Source organism: Brachybacterium saurashtrense, assembly GCF_003355475.1.
In the GTDB taxonomy this organism is placed as follows: Bacteria; Actinomycetota; Actinomycetes; order Actinomycetales; family Dermabacteraceae; genus Brachybacterium; species Brachybacterium saurashtrense.
This window is the reverse complement of the sequence record NZ_CP031356.1, coordinates 1,252,777-1,271,076: the sequence shown is the minus strand read 5'-3', so window position 1 is coordinate 1,271,076 and position 18,300 is coordinate 1,252,777. Positions and strand designations below refer to the sequence as shown.

Sequence of the window (18,300 nt, the reverse complement as noted above, 5' to 3'; positions counted from 1 at the left end):
AGACTGGGTGCATGGGACATCTCCACGACGACGTCATCCGCACGGTCTCCGATCGCGACGTGCGCTTCATCCGGCTGTGGTTCTGCGACATCGCCGGCACCCTGAAGTCGATCGCGATCTCCCCCTCCGACCTCGAGACCGCCTTCAGCGAGGGCATCGGGATCGACGGCTCCACGATCGAGGGCCTCACCCGCAGCTACGAATCGGACATGATCCTGCGCCCCGACCCGGCCACCTTCGAGCTGCTGGCCTGGCGCGGCGAGACCAACGCGACCGGCCGCATGATGTGCGACGTGCTCACCCCGGACGGCGAACCGGCCGCCTCCGATCCGCGCCGCGTGCTGCGCGATGCGCTGGCCCGTGCGGAGGAGAAGGGGCTGGAGTTCTACACCCATCCCGAGATCGAGTTCTACCTCTTCGAGGAGCCGTACACGGTGGGCGAGCCGCTGCGCCCGATCGACGGCGCCGGCTACTTCGACCACGTGCACCGCGGGCAGGGCCAGGACTTCCGCCGCACCGCGATCCAGCACCTGGAGGCGATGAACATCCAGGTGGAGTTCTCCCACCACGAGAACGGGCCCGGCCAGAACGAGATCGACCTGCGCTACGCGGACGCGCTCACCACCGCCGACAACATCCTCACCCTGCGCACGGTGGTGAAGGAGGTGGCGCTGTCGATGGGGCAGGTGGCCACCTTCATGCCCAAGCCCATGATCGACCAGCCCGGCTCCGGCATGCACACCCACCTCTCCCTCTTCCAGGGCGGGAAGAACGCCTTCCACGAGCCGGGCGCGGAGTTCGGCCTGTCCAAGGTGGGGCGGCAGTTCATCGCCGGCCTGCTGCGCCACGCGCCCGAGTACAGCGCGGTCACGAACCAGTGGGTGAACTCCTACAAGCGGCTCTGGGGCGCGCAGGAGGCACCGAGCTACATCTGCTGGGGCCACAACAACCGCTCCGCCCTGGTGCGCGTCCCCTTCCACAAGCCCACCAAGGGCACCAGCTCGCGGGTGGAGTTCCGCGGCTTGGACTCCAGCGCGAACCCGTACCTGGCCTTCTCCGTGCTGCTGGCCGCCGGGATGGCCGGCATCGAGGGCGAGTACGAGCTGCCCGAAGGGGCGGAGGACGCCGTCTGGGACCTCACCGAGCGGGAGCGCCGCGCGATGGGCATCGAGCCGCTGCCCACGGACATGTTCCGCGCGCTCGAGGGATTCCAGGACTCGGAGCTGATGGCCGCCACCCTCGGCGAGCAGGTGTTCGAGTTCTTCCTGCGCGACAAGCGCCAGGAGTGGGAGCGCTACCGCGAACAGGTCACCGCCTACGAGCTCCACTCCACCTTCAGCCGGGTGTGAGGGCGCGCGCCGTGACCCGCGAACCCGCCACCACCACCGGGGCCCTCGCCCGCCTGGGCTTCAGCAGCACCGACCGGGCGCGGCGCTTCCTCGCCGAGCCCGTCCTCGCGGGGCTCGGCGACCGTGCCGTGGCCGCGCTGGGCCGCACCGCGGACGGCGACGACGCGGTGCTGGGGCTGCTGCGCCTGGCGGAGTCGGCCCAGGAGGCCGGTCAGGGACGGCTGTGCGCCGAGTTCCTTGGCAGCATCGGGCAGGAGGGCTCGGGCGGACAGCGCCTGATCACCCTGCTGGGCAGTTCGGTCGCGCTGGGGGACGTGCTCGCGCGCCACCCGGAGCTGCTGGAGCTGCTGCGGGAGGGGGACGACGATCTCGCGCTCGAGGCGCAGGCGGTGCGGAGCCGCCTTCTCGAGGCCGTGGGCGCGGACCCGGCGGCGGAGGTCCCGGTCGCGGCCGACGGCGGCCGCGAGGTGCGCGACGCCCTGCGCGTCGCCTATCACGGGAGGCTCGCCCAGATCGCCGCCGCGGACGTGGGCGCCGAGGACCCCACCGCCCTCCAGCCGCAGGTCTCCGCCGCGATCAGCGACCTCGCCGATGCGGCGCTGGAGGCGGCCTCTGCCATCGCCCGCGCCACCGTGGAGGGCCACGAGGCGGTGCGCTGGGCGGTGATCGCCCTGGGCAAGACGGGCGCGCGCGAGCTCAACTACATCTCCGACGTGGACGTGATGCACGTGGTGGCCCCGGCCGCGCACCTGTGCGACGAGGACGGCGAGCTCGCGGCGGAGCACGAGGAGCACGTGCTGCGGGTGGGGGCCGCGCTCGCGCGCGAGCTGGCCCGCGCCTGCTCGGAGCGCACCGGCGAGGGGTCGCTGTGGCAGGTCGATGCGAACCTCCGCCCCGAGGGCAAGGACGGCCCGCTGGTGCGCACCCTGGCCTCCTACCGCCGCTACTACACCGAATGGGCGAAGTCCTGGGAGTTCCAGGCGCTGCTGAAGGCACGTGCCGCGGCCGGGGACCGGGAGCTCGGCGCCGAGTACGAGGAGATGGTGGAGCCGTGGGTGTGGAAGGCCTCCACCCGGGAGGGCTTCGTGGAGGACGCCCGGGCGATGCGCCGGCGCGTGGTCGCGCACATCCCGCGCGCGGAGGTGGAGCGGAACCTCAAGCTCGGCCCCGGCGGGCTGCGCGACGTCGAGTTCACCGTGCAGCTGCTGCAGATGGTGCACGGCCGCACCGACGAGGCGCTGCAGGGACGCTCCACCCTCGAGGCGCTCGCACGCCTGGGCGAGGGCGGGTACATCTCCCGCACCCATGTGGCGGAGATGGACGAGGCCTACCGCTTCCTGCGCTGCGTGGAGCATCGCCTGCAGCTGCACCGCCTGCGCCGCACCCAGGTGCTGCCCACCGCCGCCTCGGACCTGCGCCGCCTGGCGCGCAGCCTGGGGGAGGGGACCGACGGGTTCCACCAGCGCTACCAGCGCACCCGCCGGCGGGTGCGGCAGCTGCACGAGGAGATCTTCTACCGGCCGCTGCTGCTCACCGCCTCTCAGCTCAGCGACGGCGAGATCCGCCTGAGCCGCGAGAGCGCCGCCGCCCGGCTGGAGGCGATCGGGTACCGCGACCCGGAGCGGGCCCTCGGGCACATCACCGCGCTCACCGAGGGCATCTCCCGCCGCGCCAAGATCCAGCGCCATCTGCTGCCGGCGATGCTGGAGTGGTTCGCGGACGGCGTGGATCCGGATCTGGGGCTGCTGGGCTTCCGCCGCCTCTCGGACACCATCGGCTCCGCCCACTGGTACCTGGGCCTGCTGCGCGACTCGGGGCTCGCCGCCAAGCGCCTCACCCGGGTGCTCGCCGCCGGGCGCTACGTGGGCGAGCAGCTCGAGCAGATCCCCGAGGCGGTGCGCTGGCTGGCCCGCGACGAGCAGCTGCGGCCGCTGGCCCGGGACGTGCTGGGCCGCGAGTTCCTCGCCGTCATCTCCCGCGTGGACACGATCGAGGTGGCGCAGGACGTGCTGCGCCGCACCCGCAACCGGGAGCTGCTGCGCATCGCGCTCGCCCACCTCACCGGGGTGGCCACTGCCGAGGAGGTGGCGAGGGCGCTGACGGACCTCGCCGAGGCGGTGCTGGAGGCGGGCATGCTGGTGGCGCTGCACGTGGTGGCGCGGGAGCGGAAGGCGATCGGGGAGGACGGCGAGACCCTCGACAGCGCCCCGGAGGTGGACGTGGAGACCGCGCTGCGCCTGCGCGAGCGCCGCTCCGATCCCGCCCGGGCGCTCGGCATCGAGATGGCGATCCTCGCGCTGGGCAGCTTCGGCGCCCGCGAGATGGGCTACTCCTCCGACGCCGACGTGCAGTTCGTGGTGCTCGATCGCGGCGCGGGGGCACAGACGGTGGAGATCGCGATCGCGGTCGCCACCCGCACCCAGCACATCCTCAACGCCCCCACCGCCCGCGCGGACATGCGCGTGAGCGCGGACCTGCGCCCCGAGGGACGGGTGGGACCGCTGGCCCGCAGCCTGGACTCCTGGAGCGACTACTACCGCCGGGATGCGGAGACCTGGGAGAAGCAGGCCCTGCTGCGGGCACGGCCGGTGGTGGCCTCGGAGGCGGTCGCCGCCCGTCTGCGCGAGGAGATGGACCGTCACCGCTACCCGGCCGGGGGGATCGACGCCTCCGCGCGGCGCGAGATCACCCGCATGAAGGCACGGGTGGAGTCCGAGCGGCTGCCGCGCAACGCGGATCCGTCCCGGCACGTGAAGCTGGGCCGCGGCGGCATGACAGACGTGGAGTGGTGCATGCAGCTGCTCGCCCTGGAGCACGGCCACGAGGTCGAGGCGCTGCGCACCGAGCACACCCTGGATCTGCTGGAGGCGGCGGGGGAGGTCGAGCTGCTGCCCGTGCGGGACGTGCGCGAGCTGGCCGAGGCCTGGTCGCTGGCGTGGCTGGTGCGACGCAGCCTGTTCCTGTGGAAGGGCAGGGAGGGGGACGTGCTCCCCACCGACCGCCACGACCTGCGCGCCCTCGCCCTGCTGATCGACGGGGACGACGGCTCCGCCTCCGAGCTGGAGGAGCGCTACCTGCGCCTGACGCGCCGGGCGCGGAGCATCGCCGAGGAGATCATCTTCGGGCCCGCCGAGATGTGATCCCCATGCCGCACCCGGCGCGTCCTGCCGGCGCCCGTCGCCGCACCGCGGCGTCTCGGCGTACCGTGGTCGCCGTCCCTGTCCCGCCCGTCGTCCCCGAGGATCCATGACCACGCCCAGCCTGAGCGCCGACACGCCCCGCGGCCGCATGTACCGTCTCGAGCCCGACGGTCCCCTGATGTACCCCTCGATCACCACCGTGGCCGGGATGCGCGCGAAGGACTTCCTGCAGGGCTGGTACGCCACCATGGCCTCGAAGCGGGCGCTGGAGATGTACGCCTGGCTGGACCGCAACCCGGAGCGGGCCGCCGCGGAGATCTCCCGCGTCTCCCGCGACCGCTGGGGCACCCAGAAGCGGATCGCCGCCGCCGCGCCCGAGCACACCCGCGCCGCCGCGGACTTCGGCACCCTGGTGCACGCCGTGTGCGAGGAGTGGGGCACCAGCGGCACGCGGCCCGATGCCGCGCACATCGGTGCCGTCGCCGAGCAGATGCGCAGCGAGCAGGGCGCCTTCGCCGGGGAGAAGGATCCCCGCGCGCTCATCGCCCGCGCGGAGGTGCGCCTGGAGGGCTACGGCCGGTTCCTCGAGGACTACCAGCCCGAGTTCCTCGAGGTGGAGCAGACGGTCGTGAACCACACCGTGGGCTACGCCGGCACCACCGATGCGATCGTGCGGATCGGCAACACCGTCCTCAGCGCGGACATCAAGACCTCGAAGAAGGTGCGCGGCGACTACGCCCTGCAGGGGGTGGCGGTGTGCCGGGCCGAGCTGCTGCTGGACGGCGACGGAGCCACCCGGGAGATGCCCGAGCTCACCGGCGCGTTCATCATCCATCTGCCCGAGGCGGGCGGCTACCAGGCGGTGCCGCTGCGCACCGGCGACGCCGAGTTCGAGGTGTTCCGGGCGCTGCGCGCGGCGTGGTCCTTCGAACCCGACGAGTGCGCCCTCGATCCCGCCTCCGGCCCCAAGGACCTGCTGCTGTCGCTGCTGCGCAGCAAGGGCGGGATCGACGCGCTGAGCTGAGCCCGCTCGGTGAGCGCCAGCCTGCGGCGTCCGGGTGGCGCGGCGCCTCGACGTGGAGGAGACTTCCGGGGCACACCGCTGTGCCCCGACGAGAGGACCCACCATGGCGAAGTACCTGATCTCCTTCCCCAGCAGCGCGATGAACCTCACCGGTGAGGAGCTCGCCGACGCGGCCCGCGACGCCCACGCCGTGGTGCGGGAGGCGAAGGCGGCCGGCGTGTGGGTCTTCGGCGGCGGGATCGACGAGTCCGTGCCGCCGGTGATGGTCACCGGCTCCGGCAGCGTGCTCGAGACCACCTACGAGCAGACGCGCCACATCGAGGGCGGCTACTCGGTGCTCGAGCTCGAGACCCGCGAGGAGGCCCTCGAATGGGCGCGGAGGACCGCCGTGGCCTGCCGCTGCGCACAGGAGGTGCGGGTGTTCATGGACGACCCCGAGAGCTGAGCTCCGGTCCATCCCGCACGGCGGACGGCCCGCCCCCACCCTTGGCAGGGCGGGGACGGGCCGTCGTCGACTCGAGCTGTGCGGCTCAGATGTCGTAGTAGAGCTCGAACTCGTGGGGGTGCGGGCGGAAGCGGAACGGATCGATCTCCGTGGTGCGCTTGAGCTCGATCCAGGTGGAGATGAGGTCCTCCGGGAACACGTCGCCCTCGGTGAGGAAGTCGTGATCGGCCTCGAGGGCGTCCAGCGCGGCGCCGAGCGACTCGGGCAGCTGGCGGATCTGCGCGTGCTCCTCCGGCGGCAGCTCGTAGAGGTCCTTGTCGATCGGCTCCGGCGGCTCGATCCGGTTGCGGATGCCGTCGATGCCGGCCATCAGCTGGGCCGCGAAGGAGAGGTACGGGTTCGCCGAGGGGTCCGGCGCGCGGAACTCGATGCGCTTGGCCTTCGGCGAGGAGCCGGTGACCGGGATGCGGATCGCGGCGGAGCGGTTGCGGGCCGAATACACCATGTTGACGGGCGCCTCGAAGCCCGGCACCAGGCGCTTGAAGGAGTTCACCGTGGGGTTGGTGAACGCGGTGAGCGCGGGGGAGTGCTCGATGATGCCGCCGATGTACCAGCGGGCGATGTCCGAGAGGCCGCCGTAGCCGCGCTCGTCGAAGAACAGCGGCTCGCCGTCCTTCCACAGCGACTGGTGGGTGTGCATGCCGGAGCCGTTGTCGCCGAACAGCGGCTTGGGCATGAAGGTCGCGGTCTTGCCGGCGTCCCACACGGTGTTCTTCACGACGTACTTGAACTTCATGACGTCGTCCGCCGCCTGCAGCAGCGTGTTGAAGCGGTAGTTGACCTCCTGCTGGCCGGCGGTGCCCACCTCGTGGTGCGCACGCTCCACCTGCAGACCGGTCTGCTCCAGCACGGTGACGATCTCGTCGCGCAGATCGGCCATCTGGTCGTTCGGCGGGACGGGGAAGTAGCCGCCCTTGAGGCGGGTCTTGTAGCCCTGGTTGCCGCCGAACTCGGACTCGTCGCGGTCCGTGTTCCACACCGCCTCGTCGGAGTCGATGGAGTAGAAGCCGGAGTTGACCGACGTCTTGAAGCGCACGTCGTCGAAGATGTAGAACTCGGCCTCGGCCGCGAAGAACGCGGTGTCCGCGATGCCGGTGGACTTCAGGTACTCCTCCGCCTTGGAGGCGACGGTGCGCGGATCGCGCGAGTACGGCTCGTCCGTGAACGGGTCGACGATCGAGAAGTTGATGATCAGCGTCTTGCGCTCACGGAACGGGTCCAGGTACGCCGTCTCCAGATCGGGCACCAGCTTCATGTCCGACTCGTGGATGGCCTGGAACCCGCGGATCGAGGAGCCGTCGAACAGCTGCCCGGTCGCGATGGCCTCCTCGTCGAAGGTGCTCGCCGGGATGTTGAAGTGCTGCATCACGCCGGGAAGATCGCAGAAGCGGATGTCGACGAACTCGACGCCCTCCTCCTCGATGTACTTGACGATCTCGCTGGGACTGTTGAACACGTCTCCTCCATCCGCGCCGTGCGGCGCGTAGTGCTGTGTGGCCCCGGGGGGCGTCACCGGACGAGTTCGGTGCGACCCGCACGGGGCACGAACTCGGGTGCTCACAGCTTAGGCCCTGTGGTGCGCGGCACCCCGGGGCGTCGCGCCGGATCCCCGGCGCGCCCACTAAGGTCGGAGAGTGATCGATCGCAAGGACCTCGGCTCGTGGATGGACGGCTCTCCCGCGGAGGAGGGCTACGTGAAGGGCTCGGCCCTCGGCCTGCCCGCGACGGGCCGCGGCGCCGTGGCGCCGTTCTGGCGCCGACCCCTCTCCCTGCTCGCCGACTGGGGCCTGTGCCTGCTGGTCTCCGCACTGCTGTTCTCCGGCGACGCGCTGGCGAACCTCGCCCTCTTCGTGGTGATGAACGTGCTGTTCCTGAGCCTTTTCGGGGCCACGCCGGGCCAGTTCGCGGTGCGCGTTCGGGTGCTGCCCGTGCGGGGCCGTTCGCCGATGGTGCTGCGGGCTCTGGTGCGCACCGCGCTCATGCTCCTGCTGCTGCCGGCGGTGGTGTGGAACCGCGACCGCCAGCCGCTGCACGACGTGGTCGCCGGTACCGCCACGGTCACCGCCTGAGCCCTCCGGCGCCGCCTCCCGCTCCGGCGCGACGCCGCCGCGAGCGGCCGCGAAGAGGCTCCCGCGCGCCGGTGCACGGGTGCCGCCGCCCTCCCGGAAGACCCTCCTGATCTGGCCCTGACCTGGGGCGACGCAGAATGTCACGAAAAGATCACGAAGGTCACGGGAAGGTCACGGCGCGCTCCGGAGGTCTGGCGGCCTGCGCGGGAGCGGCGCCTGTGCGCCGTTGCAGGGCCTTCCCGGACGCGACGCGGCCCCCTCCCGCGCCGTGCGGGAGGGGGCCGGATCGACGTCCGTGGGTCGCGGGCTCAGCGACCCCGCATCGCCTTGCGGTTCGGGCGGGCCCGCATCGGGTCCACGCCCTTGGGGATCGACTGGCGCAGGGAGCGCCGCAGCGCGTTCAGCCGCTTGCTCACCTGGGCGGCCTCGTCCTTGGTGAGCTGCTTCTTCATCCGCTGCATGTAGGTGGGCAGCTTGTGCAGCGGCACCTCGCCGTCGCCGTCGCCCACCACGATCTGATGCACCGGCACGTTGTCGTGCTGGAGCACGCGGCGGATGCTGCGGCGCTCCTTCTCCAGCAGCTTCATCGAGACGGAGGAGGAGTCCTCGGCGACCACGGCGATCCCGGCCCGGCCGGTGGCGCGGAACAGCATCTTCTGGCTGCGGGGGTCGATCTGCACCGGCTCGTCGTCCACGTTCCATCCGCGACGGATGGACTGCATGGCGGCGAGGGCTGCGCCGGGCTGGCCCTTGATGCGCCCGAAGGCGGCGCGCTCGGCCTTGCGGGCGAGGATCATCATCGCGATCAGCAGGCCCACGGCGAGGCCCATGAAGATGCCGTACCAGGGGCTGGAGAAGATCAGCAGCGTGAGCAGCACGCCCACCGCCACGGAGGCGGCGACGGCGCCGAGCATCCAGGGCAGGGTGGTGCGGTCCACCTCCTGGGTGTACTTGTACACCTCGACCATCTGCTTGAGGCGGCCGGGCTTCTTCGTGCCGTCGGCGTTCTTCTTCTTGGAGCGCTTCTCGGGCGCGGTCTCGGACGTGCGAGCCATGGGCGGTGGGTCCTCTCGGGGCCGGGCGGGCGTCAGCTGGCTGCGGCCTGCTGGGTGCGGGCGACGACGCTCGCCGCTTCCTGACGGGCGGGCTGGTTCGAATCGAGATGCAGGAGGTTCTCGGGGATCTCCCGGCCGAGCTTCCTCATCGCCTGCGCCCAGAGCTTCCCGGCGCGGTAGGAGGAGCGGACCATCGGCCCGGCCATCACTGCGAGGAAGCCCATCTCCTCCGCGGCCCGGGACAGGTCCACGAACTGCTGGGGCTTGACCCAGCGGTCGATGGGGTGGTGCAGCTTCGAGGGCCGCATGTACTGGGTGATGGTGAGGATGTCGCAGCCGGCGTCGTGCAGACGCTGCATCGACTCGAGGATCTCGTCGTCCGTCTCTCCCATCCCGAGGATGAGGTTGGACTTCGTGATCATCCCGGCGTCCTTGCCCATCGAGATCACGTCCAGGGAGCGCTCGTAGCGGAAGGCGGGGCGGATCTGCTTGAAGATCCGCGGCACGGTCTCCAGGTTGTGCGCGAACACCTCGGGCTTCGACTCGAACACCTGCTGGAGATGCTCGCCGCGGCCCTTGATGTCATCGATCAGCAGCTCCACCCCGGTGCCGGGGTTCATCGCGTGGATCTGCTCGCAGGTGCGGGCGAACAGGCCCGCCGCGCCGTCGGCCAGATCATCGCGGGCCACGCCCGTGATGGTGGAGTAGCGCAGGCCCATCTCCTTCACGGAGGTCGCGACCTTGAACGGTTCCATGGGATCGACCGGCAGCGGCTTGCCGGTGGCGATGTTGCAGAAGTCGCAGCGGCGGGTGCAGGTGTCACCGCCGATGAGGAAGGTCGCCTCGCGATCCTCCCAGCATTCGAAGATGTTCGGGCAGCCCGCTTCCTCGCAGACGGTGTGCAGGCCCTGCCCGTGCACGCGCTTCTTCATCGCGGTGTACTCCGGCCCCATCACGGCGCGGGTCTTGATCCACTCCGGCTTGCGCTCGATCGGGACTTCGGCGTTCCGCGCCTCGACGCGCAGCATGCGACGGCCTTCGGGGGCGAGTGTCACCCTGATGCCTCCTCATATCGACGTTCTGCCGAGTCTATCGACCCGGCGCGGGCGGGGACGGCTCAGACGGGCCGGGGCGAGGTGCGGTGCGCCACGAGAGCGGTCATCGCCTCCGCCGCGATGTCGACCACGTCCGCCACCGCGATCCGGCGGCCGGCCTCCCGGCTCAGGCTCGTCACCCCGGCGTCGTCGATCCCGCAGGGGATCACGTTCTGGGCCCAGGAGAGCTCGTTCGCGCAGTTCAGGGCGAAGCCGTGCATGGTGGCGCGCTTGGAGACGCGCATCCCGATGGCGCACACCTTCCGCGCCTCCTCGCCCTCCGGCGCCACCCACACGCCGCTGCGTCCCTCCACGGGCGTCGTCGGCACCCCCACCTGGGCGCAGACGTCGATCAGGGTGTGCTCGAGCGCACGGACGAAGCCCACCACGTCGATCGGGACGGGCAGCTTGACCAGCGGGTAGCCCACCAGCTGCTGCGGCCCGTGCCAGGTGATCTTGCCGCCGCGGTCGATGTCCACCACCTCGGCGCCGTCCCGCGGCCGCTCGTGCTCCTCGGTGAGCTTGCCCGCGGTGTACACCGGCAGATGCTCCAGCAGCAGCAGGGTGTCGGGACGCTGCCCGGCGACCACCTCGGCGTGGAGCTCGCGCTGCAGGGCCCAGGCCGCGCGGTAGTCCACCGGCCCCGGGGGCAGGCCGAACTCCTCGTGCCGGTCCCCTCCGGGCACCGGCTCGCTGAAACCGAGGCGGATCACATCGAGCATCTGCTCAGGCTACTCCGGCGACGACCTGCGCGTTGTGGATAGCCGCGGGGTCGCCTGGGTGGGATGCGGTTCACTGCCGACATGGAGGAGTTCGAGGAGGAGAGGTTCACCTGCGGCGCCCTGTACCCGGCCCGGCGGGCGGAGCACGCCCGGCCGCCGTCGCCCGCCGGCCAGGAGGCGGGGGAGGCCCGGGTGCGCGGCGCGCGGGAGGAACAGCTGCTGGGTCCCGAGGCGCGGCCCCGGGCGCTGCGGCTGCGCGGTCTCGACATCGCCGAGCGGACGCGACTGCGGCAGGAGGCGCAGCTGCTCGCCGCCCTCGAGGTGGACGGCGTCGAGGCGGCGCCCGCCGTGCTCGAGGTGGAGGAGCAGGGCTACCTCCGCGAGACGACAGCCCTGATGGCCCGGTGCACCGGCCGACGGTCCGCGGAGCCGCTCACCCCGCCGACGGGCGAGCGGGAGGCCACGGCCCGCGCCCGGGAGCAGCTCGACGTGCTGCTCGACGCCCTCCACGAGCGCGGCTGGGTGCTGGGTGCCGGCCGAGGAGGAGGACTGGGCAGGCGCGCCGACGGCTCCGTGGTGGTGCTGGACCTGGAGGGCCTGCGCCAGGACGAGACGCTCGCGGCGCGCCGGGAGGACCGGCTCTGGGCGGACTCGGTGCTCGCCGACCAGGACCGGACGCTGCGGCGCTCCTCGCCCACCGCGGCGACGACGCCCGCCGAGCCGTCGGCCCTCGATGTGCCGCTCGCCGCGCCGGTGCCCGCCGAGCCCTCGGTGGCCGATCCGCCACCGCTTCCGCAGCCGCGACGACTCCGTCGACGCATCGACGACGTTCGGATCGCCCAGGAGGCGGAGGAGGAGGCGGCACCGCGGCGGGATCCCTACCGGGCGCGCGGCGGACCCGTCGGCGGCGCGGCGACCGCGGCCGCCGCACGCGGGCGTCGCGGCGCGGCATGTGCGCTGCAGGCCACGGCGGAGGTGCTGCGACGGCCCCGGCTGCGCCGGATCGCGCTTCTGAGCGGGACGGCGGTGCTGCTGGGCGGAGCGCTCGTGCTGCTCGGGGCGCACTGGGCGATGCCGGTCGGCGAGGACGAGCGGGCGGCGCCGTCGCCCGCGGCCGAGGAACACGCCGCGGCGCCCGAGATCACCGAGCCCTGGGAGCTGGCGGCCGAGCTCGCCGGTACCCGGCACGCCTATCTCACCGGCACCTCGCCGGTGGCGGCCTCCGTGGCCGGCAGCACTGCGCGGGAGGAGTCGAACCGCGTCCGCGCGGCGTACGCGGGCGTGACGGTGCGGGGCGGTGGTCCCGTGGTGCACGAGGCGGAGCTGCTCTCGCAGTCCGCCGAGGAGGGCACGGCGTCGCTGCGTGTGGTGAGCTCCGTCGCCGAGCACGAGACTGAGAGCGCCGACGGCACGGTGACCACGATCCCCGCCTCCGCGCCGGAGGCCGTGGTGCTGCACCTGGTCTGGTCGGGGAGCACCTGGCAGGTGCGCGAGGTGGGCGAGGAGGCGGGGACGGGCTGAGCCGCCCCGTCGGGCACCGCGAGGAGAACGACGATCCCCGCCCCCTCCCGGTGCGGGGAGGAGGCGGGGATCGGTGGATCCGGTGCGCGCCGGGTCAGCGGGTCAGCAGGTCACAGACCCAGCTCGCCCTCGAAGGCACCTTCCTCGAGCCGCTTCTTCATGAAGGTGAGGAAGCGGGCGGCGTCGCCCCCGTCGACCATCCGGTGGTCGTAGGAGAGGAACAGGTACATCATCGAGCGGATCGCGATGCTGTCGTCGCCCTCGGCGTTCTGCACCACGGCGGGACGCTTCGTGATGGTGCCGGTGCCCAGGATGCCCACCTGGGGCGCGGGCACGATCGGAGTGTCCCAGAGGGCGCCGCCCGAACCGGTGTTCGTGATCGTGAAGGTGGCGCCCTGCAGATCGTCCGGCACGAGCTTGTTGCCCTTGGCGCGGGACCCGAGATCGCCGATCTGGCGGGCCAGACCCGCCAGGTTCAGGTCCCCGGCGTTCTTGATCACCGGCACGACCAGGCCGCGCTCGGTGTCCGCGGCCATGCCGATGTTCTCGGAGCCGTGGTAGACGATCTTGTCGCCGTCGATGGTGGAGTTCAGCTGCGGGTAGGTCTTCAGACCCTCGATCGCGGCCATCATCAGGAACGGCAGGAACGTGAGCTTGGCGCCTTCACGGGCGGCGAACTCGTCCTTCGTGCGGGCACGCAGCTTCGCGATGCGGGTCACGTCGACCTCCACCGCGGTGGTCAGCTGCGCCATCTCATGGAGCGACTCCATCATGCGCTGGCCGATCACCTTGCGGATGCGCGGCATCTTCTCCTCGGTGCCGCGCTTCGAGGAGACCTCGACCGCGGGCGCGGCCGGAGCGGAGGCCGCGGCAGGAGCGGCGGCCGGCGCCGAGGCCGCGGACTTCTGCGCCTCGATCGCCTTCTGCACGTCCTGCTTGCGGATACGGCCGCCCAGGCCGGACCCGGACACGGAGGAGAGATCCACCCCGGCGTCCGCGGCCATCTTGCGCACCAGCGGGGTCACGTAGCCGGAGGACTCCGCCCCGGAGACCGCATCGGCGGCCTTCGGCGCAGGCGCGGCCGCCGGAGCGGACTCGGCCTTCGCGGGGGCAGCGGCCGCGAGCTTTTCCGCCGGTGCCTCCTGCTTCGGTGCCTCCTGCTTCGGCGCCTCCTGCGCGGCGGGCTTCTCCTCGGCCTTCGGCGCGGGAGCGGCCGGCTCCTCGGCGGGCGCGGCCGCGGCCTCGCCCGAGCCGATCACGGCGAGCACGGAGCCGACCTCGGCGTCCTCGTCCTCCTGGACGCGGATCTCGAGCAGGGTCCCGGCCACGGGGGAGGGGATCTCGGTGTCGACCTTGTCGGTCGAGACCTCGAGCAGCGGCTCGTCCACCTCGACGGTGTCGCCGACGCCCTTGAGCCAGCGGGTCACGGTGCCCTCGGTGACGGACTCGCCGAGCGCCGGCATCGTGACGTCCTCGCCGGAGGCCGCCTCGCCGGAGGAGGAGGCCTCGCTCCCGGAGGACTGCTGGGACTGCGCGGGCTCCTCGGTGGAGGGGGCGGTGGTCTCGTCGGACGCGAGATCCTCCGTCTCCTCGGCGGGCTCGTCGGCCTCGGCCGGCTCCTCGGCACCGGAGTCGTCAGCGCCGGAGCCCTCGGCACCGGAGCCGTCGCCGATGACGACGAGATCGGCGCCCACCTCGGCGTCCTCGTCCTCCTCGACCAGGATCTTCTCGATCGTCCCGGCCACGGGGGAGGGGATCTCGGTGTCGACCTTGTCGGTCGACACCTCGAGCAGCGGCTCGTCCACCTCGACGGTGTCGCCGACGCCCTTGAGCCAGCGGGTCACGGTGCCCTCGGTGACCGATTCACCGAGAGCTGGCATCTTCACGGTTTCAGACATGGGGTTCTCCTCCTGGGAAGGCTCAGGCGTGGGCGTGCAGCGGCTTGCCGGCGAGAGCGAGGGCGGCCTCGCCCATGGCCTCGTGCTGCGAGGGGTGGCCGTGGATGAGGGAGGCGACGTCCTCGGGGTAGGCCTCCCAGTTGACGATGAGCAGGGCCTCGCCCATCAGCTCCGAGGTGCGCGTGCCGATCATGTGGACGCCGATGATCGGGCCGTCCTTCTCGCGCACCAGCTTGATGAAGCCGGTGGTGCCGAGGATCTGGGACTTGCCGTTGCCGCCGAGGTTGTACTCGTAGGCCTCCACGGCGTCCTCGCCCAGCTGCTCCTTGGCCTGCTTCTCGGTGAGGCCCACCGAACCGAGCTCCGGCTCGCAGTAGGTGATGCGCTCGATGCCGGACTCGACGATCGGCGCGGGGTTCAGCCCGGCGATCCGCTCGGCCACGAAGATGCCCTGGGCGAAGCCGCGGTGGGCGAGCTGCAGGCCGGGGACGATGTCGCCCACGGCGTACACGCCGGGCACGTTGGTCTCGAGGGTCTCCTCGTGCGCGAGCACGAAGCCGCGATCCATCTCGATGCCCTGCTCCTCGTAGCCCATGCCGGAGGTGTTCGGGCCACGGCCCACGGCGACCAGCAGGTAGTCGCCCTCGAAGACCGTGCCGTCGGCCAGGGTGACCTTCACGCCGTCCTCGGTCTGCTCGGCCTTCTCGGTGAACACGCCCAGCGAGACGGCGATCCCGCGCTTCTTGTACGCGCGCTCGAGCGCCTTGGACAGCGCCTCGTCCTCGTTCGCCACCAGATGGGGCAGGCCCTCGACGATGGTCACCGACTCCGCGCCCAGCGACTTCCAGATCGAGGCGAACTCGACGCCGATCACACCGCCGCCCAGGATGATCGGGTTCTTCGGGACCTCGGCGAGCTGCAGGGCGGCCTCGGAGTCCAGGAAGCGGCCGCCCAGGTCGATGCCCGGCAGGGTCTTCGAGAAGGAGCCCGAGGCGAGGATGACGTTCTTGCCGGTGAGCGTGCGGGTGCCGGACTCGGTCTCGACCGTGACGGTGTTCGCGCCGGTGAGCTTCCCGAAGCCCTCCACGTACTCGACCTTGCGGGACTTCACCAGACCCTGCAGGCCCTTGTACAGGCGGCCGATGATCTTGTCCTTGAAGCCCAGCACCTTCGTGGCGTCGATGCCGTTCAGGGTGAGGTCCACGCCGGCGGCGCTCGCCTCGGACGGCGCGTCGGCGAGCTCGCCCACGTGCAGCAGCGCCTTGGTGGGGACGCAGCCGCGGTGCAGGCAGGTGCCACCGAGCTTGTCCTTCTCCACGAGCGCGATCTTCTGGCCGAGCTGGGCCCCGCGCAGCGCGGCCGCATAGCCGCCGCTGCCACCGCCCAGGATCACGACGTCGAACTGGTCAGTGGTTGTCTCCGCCACCTGTGTGCTCCTCGGTGTAAACGTGTACTCCGCGGCCCGCCCGGACCTGGATGGCCGACGGCGCCGCCTGCGTGTCCCATGCTAGGGCACCAGGCGGCGCCGGGCGGCCCGACCGCGCTGATCAGTCGGGGCGGAACGCGGCGAGCATCACGCTCAGGCCTCCGCGGCGACGTCCTCCAGCACCTGCAGCACGGTGCGCACGCTCATGCCGGTGGCTCCCTTGCCCATGTAGCCCAGCGGGGCGGAGGCGAAGCCGGGACCGGCGATGTCCAGGTGGGCCCACTCCGTCTCGCCCACGAACTCGGAGAGGAACACCCCGGCGGAGAGCGCTCCGCCGGGACGGTCGCCGATGTTGCGCAGGTCCGCGACCCGGCCGGTGAGGTCCGCGCGCAGCTCCGCGGGGAACGGCAGCGGCCAGAACGGCTCGCCCGAGGTGCCGGAGGCGGCCAGCACCCGCTCGCGGGCGCTCTCGGTGCCCATCACGGCGGCGGTGCGCTTGCCCAGCGCCACCACGGCGGCACCGGTGAGCGTGGCGACGTCCATCACCAGGTCGGGCTCGCCGGCCACGGCGTCCACCAGTGCGTCCGCCATCACCATCCGCCCCTCGGCGTCCGTGTTGAGCACCTCGACGGTGGTGCCGTTGCGCATCGTGACCACGTCGCCGGGGCGCTGTGCGCCGCCGCCGGGCATGTTCTCCGCGAGCGCGAGGAAGGTGGTGACCTTCACGTCCAGCCCCAGGCGCGCGGCGCCCACGGTCGCTCCGAGCACGGTGGCGGCACCGGTCATGTCCGAGGTCATGTCGTCCATGCCGGGGGCGGGCTTGAGCGAGATGCCGCCGGTGTCGAACGTGATGCCCTTGCCCACGAGCGCGACGGACCGAGTGGCGGAGGCGGGGGAGTACTCGAGGCGCACCAGGCGCGGCGGGCGGGTGGAGCCCTGGCCCACGCCGACGATGCCGCCGTAGCCGCCCGCCGCGAGCTCCTCCTCGTCGAGGACGGTCACGGTGACCGGCAGGCCGTCCACGGCCTCGCGGGCCCGCTGCGCGAAGGACTCGGGGTAGAGCAGGTTCGGGGGAGTGTTCACGAGATCGCGCACGGTGGTGACGATCCCGGCGAGCAGGTCAGCGCGCTCCACCGCGGCGCGGGCGGCGTCGGCGTCGGCGTCGGCGTCGGCGTCGGCCACCAGGCTGAGCGCGGACAGTGCGGGCTTGGGCGCGGAGGCGCCGGAGCCGGTCTTGTGCGCCACGAACGCGTAGGCGCCCAGTGCCGCGCCCTCGAGGGCGGCGGCGCGCTGCGCAGGGGTGCCCGTGGGCAGCGCCACCGCGGCGTGCTCCACGCCGGTGAGCGAGCGGGTGGCGGCGCCGAAGGCGAGGCGCAGATCCTCCGCGCTCACCGCGGAGAGATCCTCGTCACCCACGCCCACCAGCAGCAGCGAGCGCGCGGCGGCGAGGGAGAGGGAGGGGATGCGATACACGTCGCCGCGGCCGGCGGAGGCGTCGAGACCGGCGATGGCCTCGGAGATCTCCGGGGAGCCCGGGACGGTGGAGGGGGCGCCGTCGGCCCCCTTCACGAGGGGGAGCAGGAGGACGTCGACCTCGACGTCGCGCAGGGATGCTTCAGTCATGGAAATGGTGGGCATGGCCCTATCGTAGGGGCGGGCCGGACACGGTGTTCGCCCTGCGAGGAGGACGGAGCACTCATGACGGCGCTGAGCATCGTGGTGGCGGTGCTGGCCGGGCTCACGGCCGCGCTCGGCGGCTACTACGCGCTCCGGGAGCTGAACGCCGACCTCGTGCTGCTGGGCGGCGCCGCGCTCCTGGCGCTGTCCTGGGTCGTGCTGGGGGTCGCACTGGGGCTGCGGGACCTCGCCGGCGCCACACCCCCGGACCGGATCACCCTCTACGGCTATCTGCTCACCGCGCTGATGCTCGCCGTGGGCGGCGGCTGGGCGGGCCTGTTCGAGCGGAGCCGCTGGGGGAGCCTGGTGGTGGGCCTCACCGCCCTGGTCACGATCGTGCTCCTGATGCGGCTGCACCAGATCTGGCCGGGAGGCTTCGCATGAGCGCCCCGCGCCCCACCACCGATGCCCGGCCGACGCCCACCGGGCGCCGCAGTCGCGGCGTCGAGGTGGTGCTGATCGCGGCCTACGCGGTGTTCGCGCTCTCGGCCACCGCGCGCAGCCTGGTGCAGATGCTGCGCGACTTCTCCTTCGCCCCGGTCGCCTACGCGCTCTCCCTGCTCGCGGCGCTCACCTACATCGCCGTCACCGTGGCGCTGGTGCGCGGCGGTCGCCGCTCGCACACCGCACGGGCGCTGTGCACCGTCGAGCTGGTGGGCGTGCTGGTGGTGGGGACGCTCACGCTCGTGGATCCGGCGCTGTTCCCGGACGCGACGGTGTGGAGCGGTTTCGGGAGCGGGTACGGCTTCGTGCCCCTGCTGCTGCCCGTGATCGCGCTGCTGACGATGCGACGCGCCGGACCTCCGGCCTGAACCGGGCC

Annotated in this window: 15 protein-coding genes; 8 read left to right on the top strand and 7 right to left on the bottom strand. The window is 72.2% G+C overall.

What is annotated here, in order from left to right; genetic code table 11:
- Positions 1-11 precede the first annotated feature (11 nt).
- From DWV08_RS05760 to DWV08_RS05745, 4 genes are all read left to right on the top strand, one after another.
- Positions 12-1,349: a glutamine synthetase family protein gene (locus DWV08_RS05760; RefSeq protein WP_115412924.1), complete on the top strand. Its 1,338-nt coding sequence runs from the start codon at positions 12-14 to the stop codon at positions 1,347-1,349.
- Positions 1,350-1,360: 11 nt separating this feature from the next.
- Positions 1,361-4,489: a bifunctional [glutamine synthetase] adenylyltransferase/[glutamine synthetase]-adenylyl-L-tyrosine phosphorylase gene (locus DWV08_RS05755; protein ID WP_115414924.1), complete on the top strand. Its 3,129-nt coding sequence runs from the start codon at positions 1,361-1,363 to the stop codon at positions 4,487-4,489.
- A 106-nt stretch (positions 4,490-4,595) separates the two neighbouring features.
- Entirely contained in the window at positions 4,596-5,513 is a 918-nt protein-coding gene (locus DWV08_RS05750) for a PD-(D/E)XK nuclease family protein (protein ID WP_115412923.1), read from the top strand.
- Positions 5,514-5,616: 103 nt separating this feature from the next.
- Positions 5,617-5,958 (top strand): YciI family protein, encoded by a 342-nt coding sequence (locus DWV08_RS05745; RefSeq protein WP_115412922.1) that lies wholly within the window; start codon positions 5,617-5,619, stop codon positions 5,956-5,958.
- Between the two features lie 85 nt (positions 5,959-6,043).
- Here the strand turns inward: DWV08_RS05745 and glnA are convergent, their stop codons facing one another.
- Positions 6,044-7,474, bottom strand: coding sequence for a type I glutamate--ammonia ligase (gene glnA / locus DWV08_RS05740; RefSeq protein ID WP_115412921.1), 1,431 nt, complete (start codon positions 7,472-7,474; stop codon positions 6,044-6,046).
- A 178-nt stretch (positions 7,475-7,652) separates the two neighbouring features.
- On the opposite strand from glnA, the gene DWV08_RS05735 reads away from it, so the two are divergent.
- A complete protein-coding gene (locus DWV08_RS05735; protein ID WP_115412920.1) occupies positions 7,653-8,087 on the top strand; it encodes an RDD family protein in 435 nt (144 codons plus the stop codon).
- 308 nt (positions 8,088-8,395) lie between these two features.
- On the opposite strand, the gene DWV08_RS05730 is transcribed toward DWV08_RS05735, so the two are convergent.
- The 3 genes from DWV08_RS05730 to lipB form a co-directional block, all read right to left on the bottom strand.
- Positions 8,396-9,142: a DUF4191 domain-containing protein gene (locus DWV08_RS05730; RefSeq protein WP_115412919.1), complete on the bottom strand. Its 747-nt coding sequence runs from the start codon at positions 9,140-9,142 to the stop codon at positions 8,396-8,398.
- 32 nt (positions 9,143-9,174) lie between these two features.
- Complete coding sequence (gene lipA, locus DWV08_RS05725; RefSeq protein ID WP_115412918.1) at positions 9,175-10,197, bottom strand: lipoyl synthase; 1,023 nt, start codon at positions 10,195-10,197, stop codon at positions 9,175-9,177.
- Between the two features lie 62 nt (positions 10,198-10,259).
- Positions 10,260-10,958, bottom strand: a complete 699-nt coding sequence (gene lipB / locus DWV08_RS05720) for a lipoyl(octanoyl) transferase LipB (protein WP_115412917.1) — start codon at positions 10,956-10,958, stop codon at positions 10,260-10,262.
- Between the two features lie 63 nt (positions 10,959-11,021).
- On the opposite strand from lipB, the gene DWV08_RS16710 reads away from it, so the two are divergent.
- On the top strand, positions 11,022-12,479 hold the full coding sequence (locus DWV08_RS16710) for a hypothetical protein (protein ID WP_162801506.1): 1,458 nt from the start codon (positions 11,022-11,024) through the stop codon (positions 12,477-12,479).
- A gap of 110 nt (positions 12,480-12,589) precedes the next feature.
- Here DWV08_RS16710 and sucB read toward each other — a convergent pair whose 3' ends face one another.
- From sucB to DWV08_RS05700, 3 genes are all read right to left on the bottom strand, one after another.
- Positions 12,590-14,377, bottom strand: a complete 1,788-nt coding sequence (gene sucB / locus DWV08_RS05710) for a 2-oxoglutarate dehydrogenase, E2 component, dihydrolipoamide succinyltransferase (protein ID WP_115412916.1) — start codon at positions 14,375-14,377, stop codon at positions 12,590-12,592.
- A gap of 22 nt (positions 14,378-14,399) precedes the next feature.
- A complete protein-coding gene (gene lpdA, locus DWV08_RS05705) occupies positions 14,400-15,803 on the bottom strand; it encodes a dihydrolipoyl dehydrogenase (protein WP_115412915.1) in 1,404 nt (467 codons plus the stop codon).
- Between the two features lie 153 nt (positions 15,804-15,956).
- Positions 15,957-17,441, bottom strand: a complete 1,485-nt coding sequence (locus DWV08_RS05700) for a leucyl aminopeptidase (protein ID WP_115412914.1) — start codon at positions 17,439-17,441, stop codon at positions 15,957-15,959.
- Positions 17,442-17,501: 60 nt separating this feature from the next.
- Between DWV08_RS05700 and DWV08_RS05695 the strand changes: the two genes are divergently transcribed.
- Both DWV08_RS05695 and DWV08_RS05690 read left to right on the top strand, forming a co-directional pair.
- Positions 17,502-17,864: a hypothetical protein gene (locus DWV08_RS05695; RefSeq protein WP_115412913.1), complete on the top strand. Its 363-nt coding sequence runs from the start codon at positions 17,502-17,504 to the stop codon at positions 17,862-17,864.
- Positions 17,861-18,292, top strand: coding sequence for a hypothetical protein (locus tag DWV08_RS05690; protein WP_115412912.1), 432 nt, complete (start codon positions 17,861-17,863; stop codon positions 18,290-18,292). Before DWV08_RS05695 ends, DWV08_RS05690 begins: the two co-directional genes overlap by 4 nt.
- Positions 18,293-18,300 lie beyond the last annotated feature (8 nt).

Coding starts and splice junctions, on each gene's coding strand:
- DWV08_RS05760 (WP_115412924.1), top strand. CDS start 12: ATGGGACATCTCCACGACGACGTCATCCGCACGGTCTCCGATCGCGAC.
- DWV08_RS05750 (WP_115412923.1), top strand. CDS start 4,596: ATGACCACGCCCAGCCTGAGCGCCGACACGCCCCGCGGCCGCATGTAC.
- DWV08_RS05745 (WP_115412922.1), top strand. CDS start 5,617: ATGGCGAAGTACCTGATCTCCTTCCCCAGCAGCGCGATGAACCTCACC.
- DWV08_RS05730 (WP_115412919.1), bottom strand. CDS start 9,142: ATGGCTCGCACGTCCGAGACCGCGCCCGAGAAGCGCTCCAAGAAGAAG.
- lipB (WP_115412917.1), bottom strand. CDS start 10,958: ATGCTCGATGTGATCCGCCTCGGTTTCAGCGAGCCGGTGCCCGGAGGG.
- DWV08_RS16710 (WP_162801506.1), top strand. CDS start 11,022: ATGCGGTTCACTGCCGACATGGAGGAGTTCGAGGAGGAGAGGTTCACC.
- sucB (WP_115412916.1), bottom strand. CDS start 14,377: ATGTCTGAAACCGTGAAGATGCCAGCTCTCGGTGAATCGGTCACCGAG.
- DWV08_RS05700 (WP_115412914.1), bottom strand. CDS start 17,441: ATGCCCACCATTTCCATGACTGAAGCATCCCTGCGCGACGTCGAGGTC.
- DWV08_RS05695 (WP_115412913.1), top strand. CDS start 17,502: ATGACGGCGCTGAGCATCGTGGTGGCGGTGCTGGCCGGGCTCACGGCC.
- DWV08_RS05690 (WP_115412912.1), top strand. CDS start 17,861: ATGAGCGCCCCGCGCCCCACCACCGATGCCCGGCCGACGCCCACCGGG.